Origin of the sequence: Variovorax sp. V93 (assembly GCF_041154485.1) — a bacterium.
GTDB lineage: Bacteria > Pseudomonadota > Gammaproteobacteria > Burkholderiales > Burkholderiaceae_C > Variovorax > Variovorax beijingensis_A.
Map to the genome: position 1 here is coordinate 357,238 of NZ_AP028670.1, position 13,396 is coordinate 370,633.

10 protein-coding genes are annotated in these 13,396 nt (G+C 68.1%); 2 read left to right on the forward strand and 8 right to left on the reverse strand.

The window, feature by feature from the left end; all coding sequences use genetic code 11:
• The 5 genes from ACAM54_RS27700 to ACAM54_RS27720 are packed head-to-tail and all read right to left on the reverse strand — an operon-like array spanning position 1 to position 5,118.
• The gene (locus ACAM54_RS27700) at positions 1-762 is read right to left on the reverse strand and encodes an enoyl-CoA hydratase/isomerase family protein (RefSeq protein ID WP_369651583.1); all 762 of its coding nucleotides are present in this window, start codon (positions 760-762) and stop codon (positions 1-3) included.
• Positions 759-1,871 carry an acyl-CoA dehydrogenase family protein gene (locus ACAM54_RS27705; RefSeq protein WP_369651582.1) on the reverse strand — a complete coding sequence of 371 codons (1,113 nt, stop codon included), beginning with the start codon at positions 1,869-1,871 and terminating at the stop codon, positions 759-761. Before ACAM54_RS27705 ends, ACAM54_RS27700 begins: the two co-directional genes overlap by 4 nt.
• A gap of 3 nt (positions 1,872-1,874) precedes the next feature.
• A complete protein-coding gene (locus ACAM54_RS27710; protein ID WP_369651581.1) occupies positions 1,875-3,035 on the reverse strand; it encodes an acyl-CoA dehydrogenase family protein in 1,161 nt (386 codons plus the stop codon).
• Between the two features lie 34 nt (positions 3,036-3,069).
• A complete protein-coding gene (locus ACAM54_RS27715) occupies positions 3,070-4,005 on the reverse strand; it encodes a flavin reductase (RefSeq protein WP_369651580.1) in 936 nt (311 codons plus the stop codon).
• A gap of 21 nt (positions 4,006-4,026) precedes the next feature.
• Positions 4,027-5,118: an LLM class flavin-dependent oxidoreductase gene (locus ACAM54_RS27720; protein ID WP_369651579.1), complete on the reverse strand. Its 1,092-nt coding sequence runs from the start codon at positions 5,116-5,118 to the stop codon at positions 4,027-4,029.
• A gap of 102 nt (positions 5,119-5,220) precedes the next feature.
• On the opposite strand from ACAM54_RS27720, the gene ACAM54_RS27725 reads away from it, so the two are divergent.
• Positions 5,221-6,129, forward strand: a complete 909-nt coding sequence (locus tag ACAM54_RS27725; RefSeq protein WP_369651578.1) for a LysR family transcriptional regulator — start codon at positions 5,221-5,223, stop codon at positions 6,127-6,129.
• Positions 6,130-6,185: 56 nt separating this feature from the next.
• Here the strand turns inward: ACAM54_RS27725 and ACAM54_RS27730 are convergent, their stop codons facing one another.
• The 3 genes from ACAM54_RS27730 to ACAM54_RS27740 all read right to left on the reverse strand — a co-directional run bounded on the left by ACAM54_RS27730 (position 6,186) and on the right by ACAM54_RS27740 (position 12,164).
• Positions 6,186-9,410, reverse strand: coding sequence for a PAS domain S-box protein (locus tag ACAM54_RS27730; RefSeq protein WP_369651577.1), 3,225 nt, complete (start codon positions 9,408-9,410; stop codon positions 6,186-6,188).
• A gap of 132 nt (positions 9,411-9,542) precedes the next feature.
• Positions 9,543-11,114 (reverse strand): methyl-accepting chemotaxis protein, encoded by a 1,572-nt coding sequence (locus ACAM54_RS27735; RefSeq protein ID WP_369651576.1) that lies wholly within the window; start codon positions 11,112-11,114, stop codon positions 9,543-9,545.
• Positions 11,115-11,279: 165 nt separating this feature from the next.
• Positions 11,280-12,164, reverse strand: a complete 885-nt coding sequence (locus ACAM54_RS27740; RefSeq protein WP_369651575.1) for an SMP-30/gluconolactonase/LRE family protein — start codon at positions 12,162-12,164, stop codon at positions 11,280-11,282.
• A gap of 138 nt (positions 12,165-12,302) precedes the next feature.
• Here ACAM54_RS27740 and ACAM54_RS27745 point away from each other — a divergent pair, with 138 nt between their 5' ends.
• Positions 12,303-13,262, forward strand: a complete 960-nt coding sequence (locus tag ACAM54_RS27745; protein ID WP_192325534.1) for a tripartite tricarboxylate transporter substrate binding protein — start codon at positions 12,303-12,305, stop codon at positions 13,260-13,262.
• Positions 13,263-13,396 lie beyond the last annotated feature (134 nt).

Genomic DNA, 13,396 nt, shown 5'->3' on the forward strand with positions numbered 1-13,396 from the left:
TCAGCGCCCCTGATAGACAGGCTTGCGCTTTTCGAGGAAGGCCTTGCGGGCCTCCTGCGCATCCTCGGTCCTGGCCAGCGCCATGGTGATGTTCTGCTCGAAGCGGTAGCCGTCGCGCTGCGGCATCAGGTCCATCATGTTGGCCGCCTGCTTCGCATAGGCGACGGCGAGCGGCGCCTTGGACGCGATCTCCTGCGCGATCTCCATGGCCAGCGGCATCAGCTGATCGCCCGGCACCATCTCGTCGAGCACGCCGCGGCGATACAGCTCGGCGGCGGGCACCTTCATGCCGGTGAAGAACATGCGGCGCGTGAACGAGCGGCCGAACAGGGTGCGCAGCATCGAGACGCCGCCGGCCAGGCCGACGTTGATCTCGGGCATCGCGAAGGTGGCGTCCTCGCTCGCGAGGAAGATGTCGCAGGCCGCCATGAGGCCGAAGCCCGCGCCCAGCGCGGGACCGTTGACGGCCGCGATCACGGGCTTGCTGCATTCGCGAATCGCATTGCCCGTCTCGCGCGTCCAGCGGTTGTGGTCGAGGAAGTCGCCCGCTTTCCCGGCATCGGGCCGGTCCTTGAGGTCCGCGCCGGAGCAGAAGAACTTGCCGGTACCCGTGAGGATCGCGACGCGCACGTCGGCACGCTCGGAGACCTCGTCGAAGATCTCGATCAGGCGGCGGCGCGTGGCGCGGTCCAGCGCATTGACCGGCGGCTTGTCGAGCCGGACGACGGCGATGTAGTCGGAAACTTCCAGTTCGATGCTCATCGCACACTCCCGGTCTGGTTGGAAAAAGAAACTTGCGGCGCGGGCTCGTGCGGCGCCAGCAGCCGCGCGGCGTGCAGCAGCCGGTCGCCGTAGCGGAACTCGGAGGCGATCAGGCGCTGCGCCGTGCGGGTGGCCAGCACCTCCTCGCTCACGCCCATGCCACCGTGCATCTGGATGGCCGCTTCGGCACAGGCGCGCGCCGACTCGGCCAGCGACACCTTGGTCAGGCGCAAGGTGCGGCGCAGGTCGGGCGCGTTCTGCTCATAGGCATGGAAGCAGTGGATCACCAGGCCCTTGGCGCCCAGGTACTTCACGTACATGTCGGCCACGCGGTGGCGCAGCACCTGGAAGCTCGCGAGCGCCACGCCGAACTGGCGCCGCTCCTTCAGGTGAAGGACGGTCTGGCGGATCAGGGTGGCCAGCGCCGCCACCGTGTCGGCGGCGGTCAGCAGCAACGCGGCGTCGGTCGCCTTCGCGCGCGCCTCGCGCACGGCAGCGCCGCGTGCAATGCAGGCGCCCTCGGGCACCGCAAGCCGCTCCAGCGCAAAGTCGGCACCCAGGCGGCCTTCCATCGTCCGGTAGCGGGCCGTGGGCGCGCCGATGCGCTCGGCATCGACCAGGAAGAGCGCCTCGTCGCCATCGTCCAGCTGCGCGGGCACGAGATAGTGCGTGGCGGGCAGCGTCAGGTCGACGCCCTGCACCACGCCGCTCAGCGCGTAGCCGATGTCCAGGTGCCGGGCCGTCACGGCATGGTCCTCGGGCGTGGCGGACAGCCCGGTCATCGGCGCGATCCGCGCGCTGCCCTCGGCCACCGCCTCCAGCCAGCGGTGCGCCGTCTCGGCGCCGGCCGCCTGCAGCAGCAGCGGCACCACGGCGCAGGTCTCGACCACCGGCAGCTGCAGGCCATGCGTGGCCAGCCCCTCGACGATGGAAGCGAGGTCGTTCAGGCTGCCGCCGACGCCGCCGGCTTCCTCGGGCACGAGGGTGGCGGCCCAGCCCAGTTCGCGCACGGGGTCGCCCTGGATCTGCTGCGCGATGTGGTCCTCGGCATAGCGGCTGGCTGCGTCCAGCAGCATGCCGGGAAAGAGCGACGGAAAAGAAGTGGACATGGCTCAGGCTCCCAGCAGTTCGTTGGCGACGACGTTGCGCTGCACCTCGGAGGTGCCGCCGGCGATGGTGCGGGCGCGCGTGAACATGTAGTTCTGGATCCAGGTGGCGTCGGGCACGTCCGCCCCTGAATCGGCGAGGAAGCGGTGGGCCGCGTCGGGGCCGACCGCATCGAGCGCGATGGTCGTCAGGCGCTGCGCCACGTCGGCGCAGGTCATCTTGATGACCGAAGGCTGCACGCCGAGCGGGCGCTGGTGGATCAGGTCGTCGGTGGCTTCGGCCATCATCACGCGCGCGCCCTTCACGTCGGCTTCGCACAGCAACAGCTTGTGGTGCAGGCCGCTGAAGTCGCGCCGTCCCGCGGCAGCGCGGCTTGCCTGCTCGACCAGCTGCGTGACCTGCCGCCGCATGAGCTCCAGCCGCGCCACATTGGCCGGCGGCAGGCGTTCGCGCTCGAGCAGGAACTTGGCGCAGGTCCAGCCCTTGCCGACCTCGCCGAGCAGGTTGTCGGCGCGCACGCGCACCTCGTCGAAGAAGACCTCGTTCAGGTGGTGCCAGCCGTCGATGGTCCTGATGGGGCGCACGGTGATGCCCGGCGTGTCCATCGGCACCAGCAGCAGCGAGATGCCCTCCTGCTTCTTCGCTTCCTTCGAGGTGCGCACCAGCATGTAGATCATGCTGGCCTCGTGGGCATGCGAGGTCCAGATCTTCTGGCCGTTGACGACCCACTCGCCGCCTTCCAGCCGCGCGCTGGTGGACAGCGAGGCCAGGTCGGAGCCCGAGCCGGGTTCCGAATAGCCCTGGCACCACCAGTCGGAGCCGTCGAGGATGCGCGGCAGGAAGCGCGCCTTCTGCTCCGGCGTGCCGAAGCGGATGATCACCGGGCCGATGTGGCCCAGGCCATGGTGGTAGAGCGGCGGGCAGTCGTTCTCGGCCATCACCTCCTCGAAGATCAGGCGCTGGCGGATGTCCCATCCGGTGCCGCCCGCTTCGCGCGGCCAGCTCGGTGCGCCCCAGCCCCGGGCGTTCAGGATCTGCTGCCAGGCCTGGTATTCGCGCTTGGTGATCTTCTGGCCGGCCGCGACGACGGCGCGGATCTCGGGCGGACAGGCTTGGCGCGCGAACGCTTCGAGTTCGCGCCGGAAGCCGGCATAGTCGATGGACATCTTTCTTGTCTCCTGTTGGAAGTTGGAAAAGGGCTCAGCCCTTGCGCAGCTGCGTGATCAGTTCGTCCAGCGCGGCGGCGGCGCCCTCCGGGTTGCGCCGGCGCAGCGCGTGCGCCACCTTGCGGCGCAGCGGAAAGAGGTCGGGGCGCGGACGCACCGAGAGCACATGCGTCATGCGTTCGCGCAGCACGCTGGTCATGGTCTGCGCCATCAGCGTCAGCGCCTCGTTGTGGCCGGCCGCCGCGATCGAGGCGAAGAAGGCGCTCGCGGAGGCGATGCGCTCCTTCAACGGCGCGTCGTCGGGGTGCGCCTCGATGGCGTCGGCGGCCTCGCGCACCGCGTCCAGCTCGGCCTCGGTGGCGCGCTCGCTCGCCAGGCGCAGCAAGGTGCCGTAGAGCGTGCGGTAGGCCTCGTCGATGTCGGCGTCCCCGAGCCGGCCCTCCACGACCAGCTTGCGCAGCGACTCGGCCAGCATCATGTAGGCGCCCTTGTAGAACACCAGCGCCTGGTCGGGCACGCCGGCGCTCAGGTGCCGGACCTCGCCGATGAAGATGGTGTGGTCGCCGGCCTCGTGGGCGGCATGCGCGCGACATTCGAAGCTGGCCAGGCAGTCGTCGATCAGCGGCATGCCGAGCCGGCCGGCGCGCCAGGCCACGCCGTCGAACTTGTCCTCGATCCGGCTCGAGGCGAAGCGGCCCGACAGCGCGTCCTGCTGCTGCGAGAGGATGTTGATCACGAAGCCCTCCGCAGCCTGGAAGGTCGGCAGCAGGCGGCTGGCATTGCGCAGGCTGAACAGCACGAGCGGCGGGTCGAGCGACACCGAGCTGAACGAATTGCAGGTCAGGCCCGCCGGCTGGCCGTCCGGCGTGCAGGTGGTGATGACGGCCACGCCGGTCGGAAAGCATCCGAGCAGCTGGCGCAGTTGCGCGGGCTCGATGGCGGGGCGGATCCCTTCGGCGGCTTCGGACATGGCGTCTCCTCGCGCTCGGCCTCAGGCCGCGGCGAGTTCGGGCCGCGCCGCGGGCCGGTGCGGCGGATCGTTGGCGATCTCCTGCTGCACCGCCGGAATGATGACCTTGCCCCAGGTCTCGAGCTGGCGCAGCATCGTCTTGTGGTCGAAGTCGCCCATCTGCGTCTGGAAGCAGTAGTGCACCGGCTTGAGCGTGCGGATCTCGTTGACCACGCGCTCGATCACGGTGTCGACGCTGCCCACGGGCAGCAGCGCGCGCATCTCGTCCAGGCTCGGCTCGCCCTCGACGATGCCCTCCTCCACCTGGTAGTCGTCGGCGATCTGCGCGGTGCGGCGCTTCAGGCTGACGGCAATGCGGCGCTGGTAGCGGGCGCACTCGAGGTAGCGCTCCACCTCGTCCTTGTCGTTGCTGGCATAGGCCGCGCGCAACAGGCCGACCTGCACGCCGGCGGGGTCCTTGCCCTCGGCCGTGGCCACCTTGTCGATCAGCGCGCGGGTGCCGGCCAGCTTCTCCAGCCCGCCGTCGCCGCCCGAGACGAACACGTGGTGGCCGGACTTCACGGCGCGCGACAGGAAGGCGGGGTCGACGCTGGTGATCCACATCGGCGGCATGGGGCGCTGCACCGCGCGCTGGCTGATGGCGCTCATGGGCTGGCGGTAGTACTCGCCCTCGTAGCTGAACTTGGGCTGCGTCAGGCCGGCCTCGAGCATGTCGAGCATCTCGAAGGTGCGACCCTTGGCTGATTCGAGCGAGACGCCGAAGCGCTCGAACTCGAAGTGCTGGTAGCCCGAGCCGATGCCCAGGTTCAGGCGGCCGTCGGACAGCTGGTCGACCATCGCCACGTCCGCGATCAGGCGCGCCGGCGTGTACAGCGGCGCGACCACGATGCCGGTGCCCAGCCGGATCTTGCGGGTGACCGCGGCGCAGTGCGCGATCATGGTCAGCGGCGAGGAGCACATGCCGTAGTTGCTGAAGTGGTGCTCGGCGTACCATGCGGCACCAAAACCCAGTTCGTCCGCCAGGCGAGTCTGCTCGACGGCGTCGCGCAGGATCTGGTGGGAGGTTTTGTGCTTGTTCCGCTGCTGCATCAGAATGAAGATTCCGAAATCCATCGCTGTGACTCCTGGTTGGCTGGTTTTGATCGAGGTCCATCGTAGGAACTCGAACCGCCTGCGGATCACCAGCGAACGCACACCTTCTTTGCGTCTTTCGAAATGAAGGCCCTCGATTCGCTGCGCATCTTCGTGGCCACCCAGAAGAAGGGCAGCCTCTCGGCCGCGGCCCGCAGCCTCAGCCTGTCGCCGGCCACCATCTCGCGGCGCATCAGCGCGCTGGAGGAGGAACTGGGCGTGCAGCTGGTGGACCGCACCAGCCGCAACCTCAAGGTGACCGAGGCGGGCCAGGCCTTCCTGGAGCGGGCCGAGGCGGTGCTGGAACTCATGAGCGAAGCCGAGCAGGTCGTGCACAACGCGCGCCAGCGGCCCGAGGGCCGGCTGCGCGTGCATTCGCGCACCCACATCGGCCTGCGCGTGCTGGCGCCGCTGCTGCCGCGCTTCGCGGAGCTCTACCCGGACATCCGCGTGGAGCTCGAGCTCTCCGAGCATCCGGTCAACCTGGTCGAGCACGACTTCGACGTCGACATCCGCACCGGCGAGTCCACCGATTCGGGCTTCGTCATCAAGCGGCTGCTGTCGAGCGACGAGGTGCTGGTGGCCAGCCCGGCCTTCGTGAAGACCTACTCGCGCATCCGGCATCCGAACGACCTGCCGCAGGTGCGCTGCCTCACCTACCGGCGCGAGCGCGAGGTCATCACCTGGAAGTACATCGACGAAGCGGGCGAGCAGCAGGAGCTGATGATCCAGGGCGTGCTGAGCGCCAACAACGGGGAGCTGCTGCGCCTGGCCGCGATCGGCGGCATGGGCGTGGCGCTGCTGTCCGAGGCCACCGTGCGCGGCGACCTGCAGAACGGCACGCTGGTGCGGCTCTTGCCCGACTACCGCTTTGCGGTGCGGGCCTTTTCCAACGGCGTCTTCGCCGTGTTCCGGCAAAGCCGCGTGCTGCCGCTGAAGGTGCGCGCCTTCGTGGACTACGTGGCTGACGCACTCCGAAGCGAGACGTCCTAGTTCACGACACTGGAAATCCGGTGATGGGCAGGTGTCGCCACTGTGCGGTGCCTCGTTCAGTTCCTGGGCGACGCGAGGAGGCCTCGCACCTCCGAGGCCGGGAGCGGCCGCGCGAACAGATATCCCTGCACCTCGTCAAATCCTTCCTGTCGGATGATCTGCAACTGCGCTTCGGTCTCCACGCCCTCCACCGTCGTGGCGATGCCCAGGCTTCTGCCGATGCCGGCCACGGCCCGGATGATCGCGAGCGACCTGCTGTCGGGCAGGTCGGCGATGAAGCTGCGATCCACCTTGATCTTGTCGAACGGGAAGCTGCGCAGATAGCCCAGCGACGAGTACCCGGTCCCGAAATCGTCCATCGCGATCTTCACGCCCAGCTGCCGGATCTGCTGCAGGGTGCGCAGGTTCCTGTCGTCATTGCCGAGCAGCACCGACTCGGTGATCTCGAGTTGCAGGCGCGACGGGGAGAGCCCCGAGGCATCCAGCGCGTTCCTGATCAGGTCGACCAGGTTGTCGTCGCGGAACTGGACGGGCGAGAGGTTCACCGCCACGCCGATCCCGTCGGGCCAGGCGGTGGCCTCGCGACAGGCTTCGCGAAGCACCCACTCGCCGATGTCCACGATCAGCCCGGTCTCCTCCGCGATCGGAATGAAGTCGGCCGGCGAGATCATGCCGCGGCCGGCGTGCCGCCAGCGCAGCAGCGCCTCGAAGGTGGTGTAGCGGTTGGACGCGAGACTCACGAGTGCCTGGTAGCGGACCTCGAAATCTCCGCGGGCGAGCGCCTCGCCCATCGAGAGCTTCAGGGTTTGGCGGATCTGCAGGTCGGCGTCCATGCTCTTGTCGTACCTGTAGAAGCTTCTTCCGCCCGCGGCCTTGGCGCGGTGGAGCGCCACGGTGGAGGCACGCTTGATCTCGTCGACCGTGCCGCCGTCGGCCGGCGCCACGGCGATGCCGACGCTGGCGCCGATGCTGACCTTGCTCCCGTCCAGGTCGAAGGGGCCGAGCAGAATGGCCATGAGGCGTCGTGCAATCTCGACCGTCGCGTCGGGACGCAGAAGCCCGAAACAGCCGATCACGAACTCGTCCGCGCCGAGTCGCGCGAGCATGTGCTCGTCACCGGAGACGACAAGCCTCAGGCGCTGCGCAACCTCCTGCAGCAGGATGTCGCCCACGGGATGACCGTAAGCGTCGTTGACGGCCTTGAAGCCGTCCAGGTCCAGCGTCAGCACGGCCACCGAGGTCCCGCGTTTGCCGGCATCGGTCAAGTGCTGCTGCAGCGCCTCGCGGAATGCCTGGCGATTGGGCAGCCCGGTGAGAGCGTCGTGGCGGGCCATGTGGGAAACCTGGCTTTGGGCCTGGAAACGCTCCTGCTCGGCCTTGCGGCGGGCGGTGGTGTCGCGAAAGAAAATAGACAGGCCCTCCTCGGTGGGCGAGGCATGGATCTCGAGCCACACCTGGGTGATGGGTACGAATTCCTCGAACGACACAGCCTTGCCCGCCATCGCCTGCCGGAAGTAGTCGCCGAACAGGCTTTCGACTTCGGCGGGGTAGAGGTCCCACAGCCTTGCGTTCACGGCCTCCACGCCGAGCTTCAGGAACCGCCGGGCGTTCTCGTTCATGTACGTGATCCGCCATGCATGATCGACGACCAGCACGCAATCCATCGTGTTCTCGAGCACCGCAGAGAGCCGCGTTGCCGCACGTTCGGCCTGCTGCTGCGCCGCCACCGCATCGTTGCGCGCCGCCTTGGCCTCCGTGATGTCGCGCCAGATGCTCACCATCCGGCTCGGCACGCCCGATGCGTCCAGGACCGGCGCCGCGATGACGTCGAGCCATCGGTGCACGCCTTTAGCGTCGACGGCATCTACCTCGAGTCTCGACGTGCCGCCGGCGCGCACCACGTCGAACATGGCGCTGAGTTTCCGAAGCCGGCCTTCAGGAAAGATTCGCTCGAGCGCCTCGCGGTCTGCGAGTTGCGAGACATCCAGACCGATCATCCGCCGCGCCGACCTGTTCATCAGCAGCGTCTTGCCCGACAAGTCGAGCATGCTGATGCAATCGGGGCTGCTGTCGAAGATGCTCCGGATCGAGGCTTCGCTCTCGCGCAGCGCGGATTCGGCCGCGCGGCGCTCGGTGACGTCGAGAATGGAGCCGGCATAGCCGAGGAACCCGCCATCAGGCGACAGCCGCGGCGTGCCGGTGTCGATGACCCAGGCCCAGCTGCCATCTGTCCGACGCAGCCTGTACTCGAGCTGAACCGGCCTGCGCTCTGCGCTCGCCGTCCTGAACAGTTCGAGCACCGACGCGCGGTCCTCGGGATGGACGGCACGGCTCCACCCCTCGCCCAGCGACTCGGTCTCGGTCTGGCCCGTCGCCTCGAGCCAGCGCCGGCTGTGGTAGGTGGCCTCGCCATGCTGGTCGGTGAGCCACATCATCACGGGCACGCTGTCCGCGATCAGGCGGAACAGCGACTCGCTCTCACGCAGCGCTTCGATGGCGATGCGACGCTGATGAACGTCCTCGAGCAGTCCGTACCAGCGCACGATGTCGTGGTTGCCGTCGCGCCGGGGGGCCGCACGGGCCCTGAACCATCGATACCTTCCGTCAGCGGCGCTGCGCACCCTGTATTCGGTGTCGATGGGAACGCCGCGGGCCACCGAGTCCGCCCACAGCGTTCGGACGCGTTCGAGATCGTCGGCGTGCAGCGCGCATTCCCAGCCCGATCCCAGCGTCTTCTCGACCGAATTGCCGGTCAGCGCCGACCACCCCGGTCCGACCTCGGTAATCGCGCCGGCAGGATCTGCAGTCCAGGTGATCTGCGGGTGGAGTTCGACGAACGAGCGGTAGTGCGCTTCGCTGGCCCGGAGCCCCCGCTCCGTCGTGCGCAGCTCGGTCACGTCAGAGATCACAACCACGAGCAGCTTGCCGCCGGAATCCGTGAGATCGACCGCTTGCTTGAGCGTGAGCAGGGCCCTGGTCGATCCGTCTGCCAGGGTGATCTCCTCCTCGAAATGGCGAGGCTTTCCGCTCGCGAGTATTTCGAGATCGATGGCCCTGATCCGGTCGGCCTCGGCCCGGGGCAGGATATCGCGGTCTGTCTTTCCGCGCACGCGGTCGAGCGACACGTTGAGGACCTCGCAGGCCCGCCGGTTGAGATGCACGAAACGCAAGGCCTCGTCCTTGACGATGACAACCTGGCCGATTGCATCGAGGAGCGCGACCGCCTGGAACGAAAGATGCAACAGATCGTCGGGCTGCTGTGCGGCGCGGGACTCATCCATGTCGATGTCTCCTGTCTGGAATGTGCACCAAGCTTGCCATCGTAGCCCGCAGCGAACGTCGGCCGGCAGGTCGGATCAGGGCAACCGGCCAGGCGAATCTGGCGTGGGACGCGGCCCCGGCCCAAGGTTGAATCAGGCGGGAGCCAATTCGCGGCGCGCCGTGTCGAGCCGGAAGACACCCACCAATTGGGACAGGCTACCCGCCTGGTCCTGCAGCGCGGCGGCCGCGGCGGCCGCTTCCTCCACCAGCGCGGCATTCTGCTGGGTGACCTGGTCCATCTGCGTGATGGCCTGATTGATCTGCTCGATGCCGGTCGTCTGCTCCTGGCTGGCGGCGGTGATCTCGCCCATGATGTCGGTCACGCGGCGCACGCTCGCGACGATTTCATCCATCGTCTGGCCCGCCTCGGCCACTTTCTGGCTGCCGGCCTCGACCTTGCCGACGGAGTCGTCGATCAGGCCCTTGACTTCCTTGGCCGCTGCGGCCGAGCGCTGCGCGAGGTTGCGCACCTCTGCCGCAACCACCGCGAAGCCCCGCCCCTGCTCGCCGGCACGGGCGGCTTCCACTGCGGCGTTCAGCGCCAGGATGTTGGTCTGGAATGCGATGCCGTCGATGACCGCGATGATGTCCACGATCTTGCGCGAGGACGAGTTGATCGATCCCATGGTTTCGACCACCTGGCTCACCACGCCGCCGCCGCGCACCGCCACCTCCGAAGCCGAGGCCGCCAGCTGGTTGGCCTGGCGCGCGTTGTCCGCGTTCTGCTTGACGGTGGAGGTCAGCTCCTCCATGGAGGCCGCGGTTTCCTGGAGCGAGCTCGCTTGTTGCTCGGTGCGCGACGACAGGTCCTGGTTCCCGGAGGCGATCTGGCCCGAGGCGGTGGCGATCGTCTCCGTGCCCTGACGCACCTCCCCGACCACTTTGGAGAGGTTGTCGTTCATCGACTTGAGCGCCGCCAGCAACTGGCCGACCTCGTCGCGCGAGCTGGGGACGATCCGGGTGGTCAGGTCTCCGGACGCCACCCGCTCAGCCAGGCGGAGGGCGTCGCGCATCGGACGCACGATTCCGACGGTCAACTGCCAGGCGCACAAGGCCCCCGCCAGCAGCGCAACGGCGGACAGGGCGATCACGACCCAGCGGCCGCTGCGGTGGATCTGCTGGATCTCGCGGGCCTTCGCGTCGATCTGCACCCGCTGGTTTTCCGCGATTTGCTGCACCGCCTTGCCGTAGATCTGAAGGGCGGCCTGATAGTCGGTGTCGGCCAGCTTGCCGGCGGCTTCGCTGTCGCCGGCCGCCTTCAGCTTGTTGATCGTCGCGAGATGGGCCAACACCGCCTTGCGCGCCGCCACCACTTCGGCGAACAGCTTCTTTTCCTCCGGCGCCGTGAGCAGCCTGCCCATCTCCTCCTGGACGGGGTTGATCGATGCCACCCCCTCGGTCAGGTTCTTCTTGAAGTAGGCTTCATTCGCACTGTCGGTGGCCTTGGCCATGCCGAAGGAATGAACGATGCTCGGGCCGAGAAGATTGGCCCACCGGTTCGCGACGCGCTCCTTGACAAGGGCCTCATCGACCATCACACGGGCCGAATGGGCCACGGCGTTCAACCGAATCAGGGCGACGCCGGAAACCAGCATCAAGAGCAACAAGATGGCGGCAAAGCCTCCGCCGAGGCGGAAGCCGATTTTCATATCTCGCAGGCGCATGGAACTCTTCTTTCGCAGTGTGGGGGACGTGTCCAGTTGGAGGACCGGAACTTCGCGGGCGGCGGGGCCCCGGGGTCCTGCCACATCCGGTTATCGGCAACTTCGCCCAAAGTTGAAGGCCAGGTCGCGCACTGCGATCACAAACCGAGGCCCAGTCCGGGCGCGCTAGCAGCCGCCGAACAGGTGGGGCAGGCGCCCCGGCGCGGGCAGCCCCTCGATCCGGAACAGCCCGCCATCCTCCGCCTTGTTCCCCGCCAGGCGCGCGCTGCGCGAAATCGTGGTCAGGTACATGTGCGCGAGGTCCGGCCCGCCGAAGCAGATGCTCGTGGGATAGCTCGCTGGCAGATCGACCAGGCGTTCCAGCCGGCCGTCGGGCGCGTAACGCGCGAGCTTGGCGGCGCGGGTCAGCACGGTCCAGAAGAAGCCCTGCGCGTCGACCGTGGCACCGTCGGGACCGGAATCGAATGCGTGCGTCTTCGCGAACACGCGCTTGTGGCGCAGCGGGCCGTCGGGGTCGTAGTCGTAGGCCCAGACGGTGCGCTCCAGGCTGTCGGCCAGGTACAGCACGCGGCCGTCGGGGCTGAAGCAGGGTCCGTTGGCAAAGCCGATGTCGTCGGCCAGCTGCTCCACGCGGCGATCGGTGCGCAGCCGGTAGAGGCCGCCCAGGACCGGCTCGCCGGGCTGGCGGTCGACGTGCATGGTGCCGGCCAGGAAGTGGCCCGCCGGATCACACTTGCCGTCGTTGAAGCGCAGCTTCGGATGGTCCACGGGGATGCGGGCCAGGTGCTCCAGCCTGCGCGTGGGGAAGTCGTAGCGCGCGAAGCCGTTGCGCAGCGCCACCACCACGGCCGCGCCACCGCGGCAGGGCGCGATCGAGCCCACGGGTGCCGGCAGCTCGTGCCGCTCGGGCGCATCGGTTCCGGCATGGAGCCGCCACAGCGTGCCGCCGAGCGCATCGATCCAGTTCAGCGCCTTCGCATCGGCATCCCAGCAAGGGCTTTCGCCCAACAGGTCTTTCGTGGTTCCGATTCTGATGATCTGCACGGCCATCGGCGAAGTGTGCAGGGCCGGGCTGTGCCCTGGCGGCGCATCCCGCAAAGCTGCTTTTCATTTCGTGCAGCGCTGCGCCAAGGGCGGCCACCTAGACTGGCTCCAGAGCCCGATTCCGGGCCGGAACAGGAGACAAGAATGAGCTACCGCAAACTCGTGATCGGGCTGGCGCTGGGCGCCTGCGCGCTCGTCGCCCCCGCATTCGCCCAGCAGGTGACCCGCATCGTCGTGCCCTTTGCCGCCGGCGGCGGCACCGACCAGTACTGCCGCATCCTGGCCCAGGAGCTCAACAAGCAGGGCCTGAACGTCATCATCGAGAACAAGCCCGGCGCGAGCGGCATCCTCGCGGCCGACTATGTTGCCCGCGCCAAGCCCGACGGACAGACGGTGCTCGTGTCCTCGCTGGGCACGCTGGCCAACAACAGCGTGCTCTACGAGAAACTGCCCTACGACCCGGCGAAGGACTTCGCCGCCGTCACGCAGATCGCCTACCAGCCGGCCATCGTCGTCGGGCGCACCGACCTGCCCTACAAGAACATCAAGGAAATGGTGGCCTATGCCAAACAGAACCCCGGCAAGATCAACCGCGGCTCGCCGGGCGCGGCCATCCTGACCAACCTCGCGCCCATCGCCTTCGAGAAGGAGCAGGGCTTCAGCACGCTGCACATCCCCTTCAACGGCGATGCACCCGCGCTGCAGGCCCTGCTGGGCAACCAGATCGACATCCACGGCACCTCCATCACGGGATCACTGCCTTATGTGAAGGCCGGCAAGCTGCGCGTGCTGGGCGTGATGGATTCGAAGCGCCTGCCGCAGGTGCCCGAGGCGCCCACCTTCAAGGAGCAGGGCTTCGACATGGAAGCCACGCTCTGGTATTCGCTCTCGGTGCCCGCAGGCACGCCGCGGCCCGCGATCGAGCGCCTGAACAAGGCCGTCAACCAGGTGATCGCCGACCCCGACTTCGTCGCGCGCGCCCGCGCCATCGGCATGGAGCCGCGCGGCGGCACGCCCGAGGAGCTGGACAAGTTCATCAAGGCCGAGGCGGACCGCTGGCTTCCCGTGTTGCGCGGCTTGAACCTGCCGAAGCAGTCGCACTGAAGGATGCCGGCCACGGGACGCCGCGAAGTTCCTCATCCGTGCAGCCAGCTCTTTCCGGATCGGGATTTCCAGGGGCTCCCGTCGTCCGGAAAACGGGGGCAAGCGTTATTCAAGCTGCGCCGTTCACGCGACGC

Coding starts and splice junctions, on each gene's coding strand:
- ACAM54_RS27700 (WP_369651583.1), bottom strand. CDS start 762: ATGAGCATCGAACTGGAAGTTTCCGACTACATCGCCGTCGTCCGGCTC.
- ACAM54_RS27705 (WP_369651582.1), bottom strand. CDS start 1,871: ATGTCCACTTCTTTTCCGTCGCTCTTTCCCGGCATGCTGCTGGACGCA.
- ACAM54_RS27710 (WP_369651581.1), bottom strand. CDS start 3,035: ATGTCCATCGACTATGCCGGCTTCCGGCGCGAACTCGAAGCGTTCGCG.
- ACAM54_RS27715 (WP_369651580.1), bottom strand. CDS start 4,005: ATGTCCGAAGCCGCCGAAGGGATCCGCCCCGCCATCGAGCCCGCGCAA.
- ACAM54_RS27720 (WP_369651579.1), bottom strand. CDS start 5,118: ATGGATTTCGGAATCTTCATTCTGATGCAGCAGCGGAACAAGCACAAA.
- ACAM54_RS27725 (WP_369651578.1), top strand. CDS start 5,221: ATGAAGGCCCTCGATTCGCTGCGCATCTTCGTGGCCACCCAGAAGAAG.
- ACAM54_RS27730 (WP_369651577.1), bottom strand. CDS start 9,410: ATGGATGAGTCCCGCGCCGCACAGCAGCCCGACGATCTGTTGCATCTT.
- ACAM54_RS27735 (WP_369651576.1), bottom strand. CDS start 11,114: ATGCGCCTGCGAGATATGAAAATCGGCTTCCGCCTCGGCGGAGGCTTT.
- ACAM54_RS27740 (WP_369651575.1), bottom strand. CDS start 12,164: ATGGCCGTGCAGATCATCAGAATCGGAACCACGAAAGACCTGTTGGGC.
- ACAM54_RS27745 (WP_192325534.1), top strand. CDS start 12,303: ATGAGCTACCGCAAACTCGTGATCGGGCTGGCGCTGGGCGCCTGCGCG.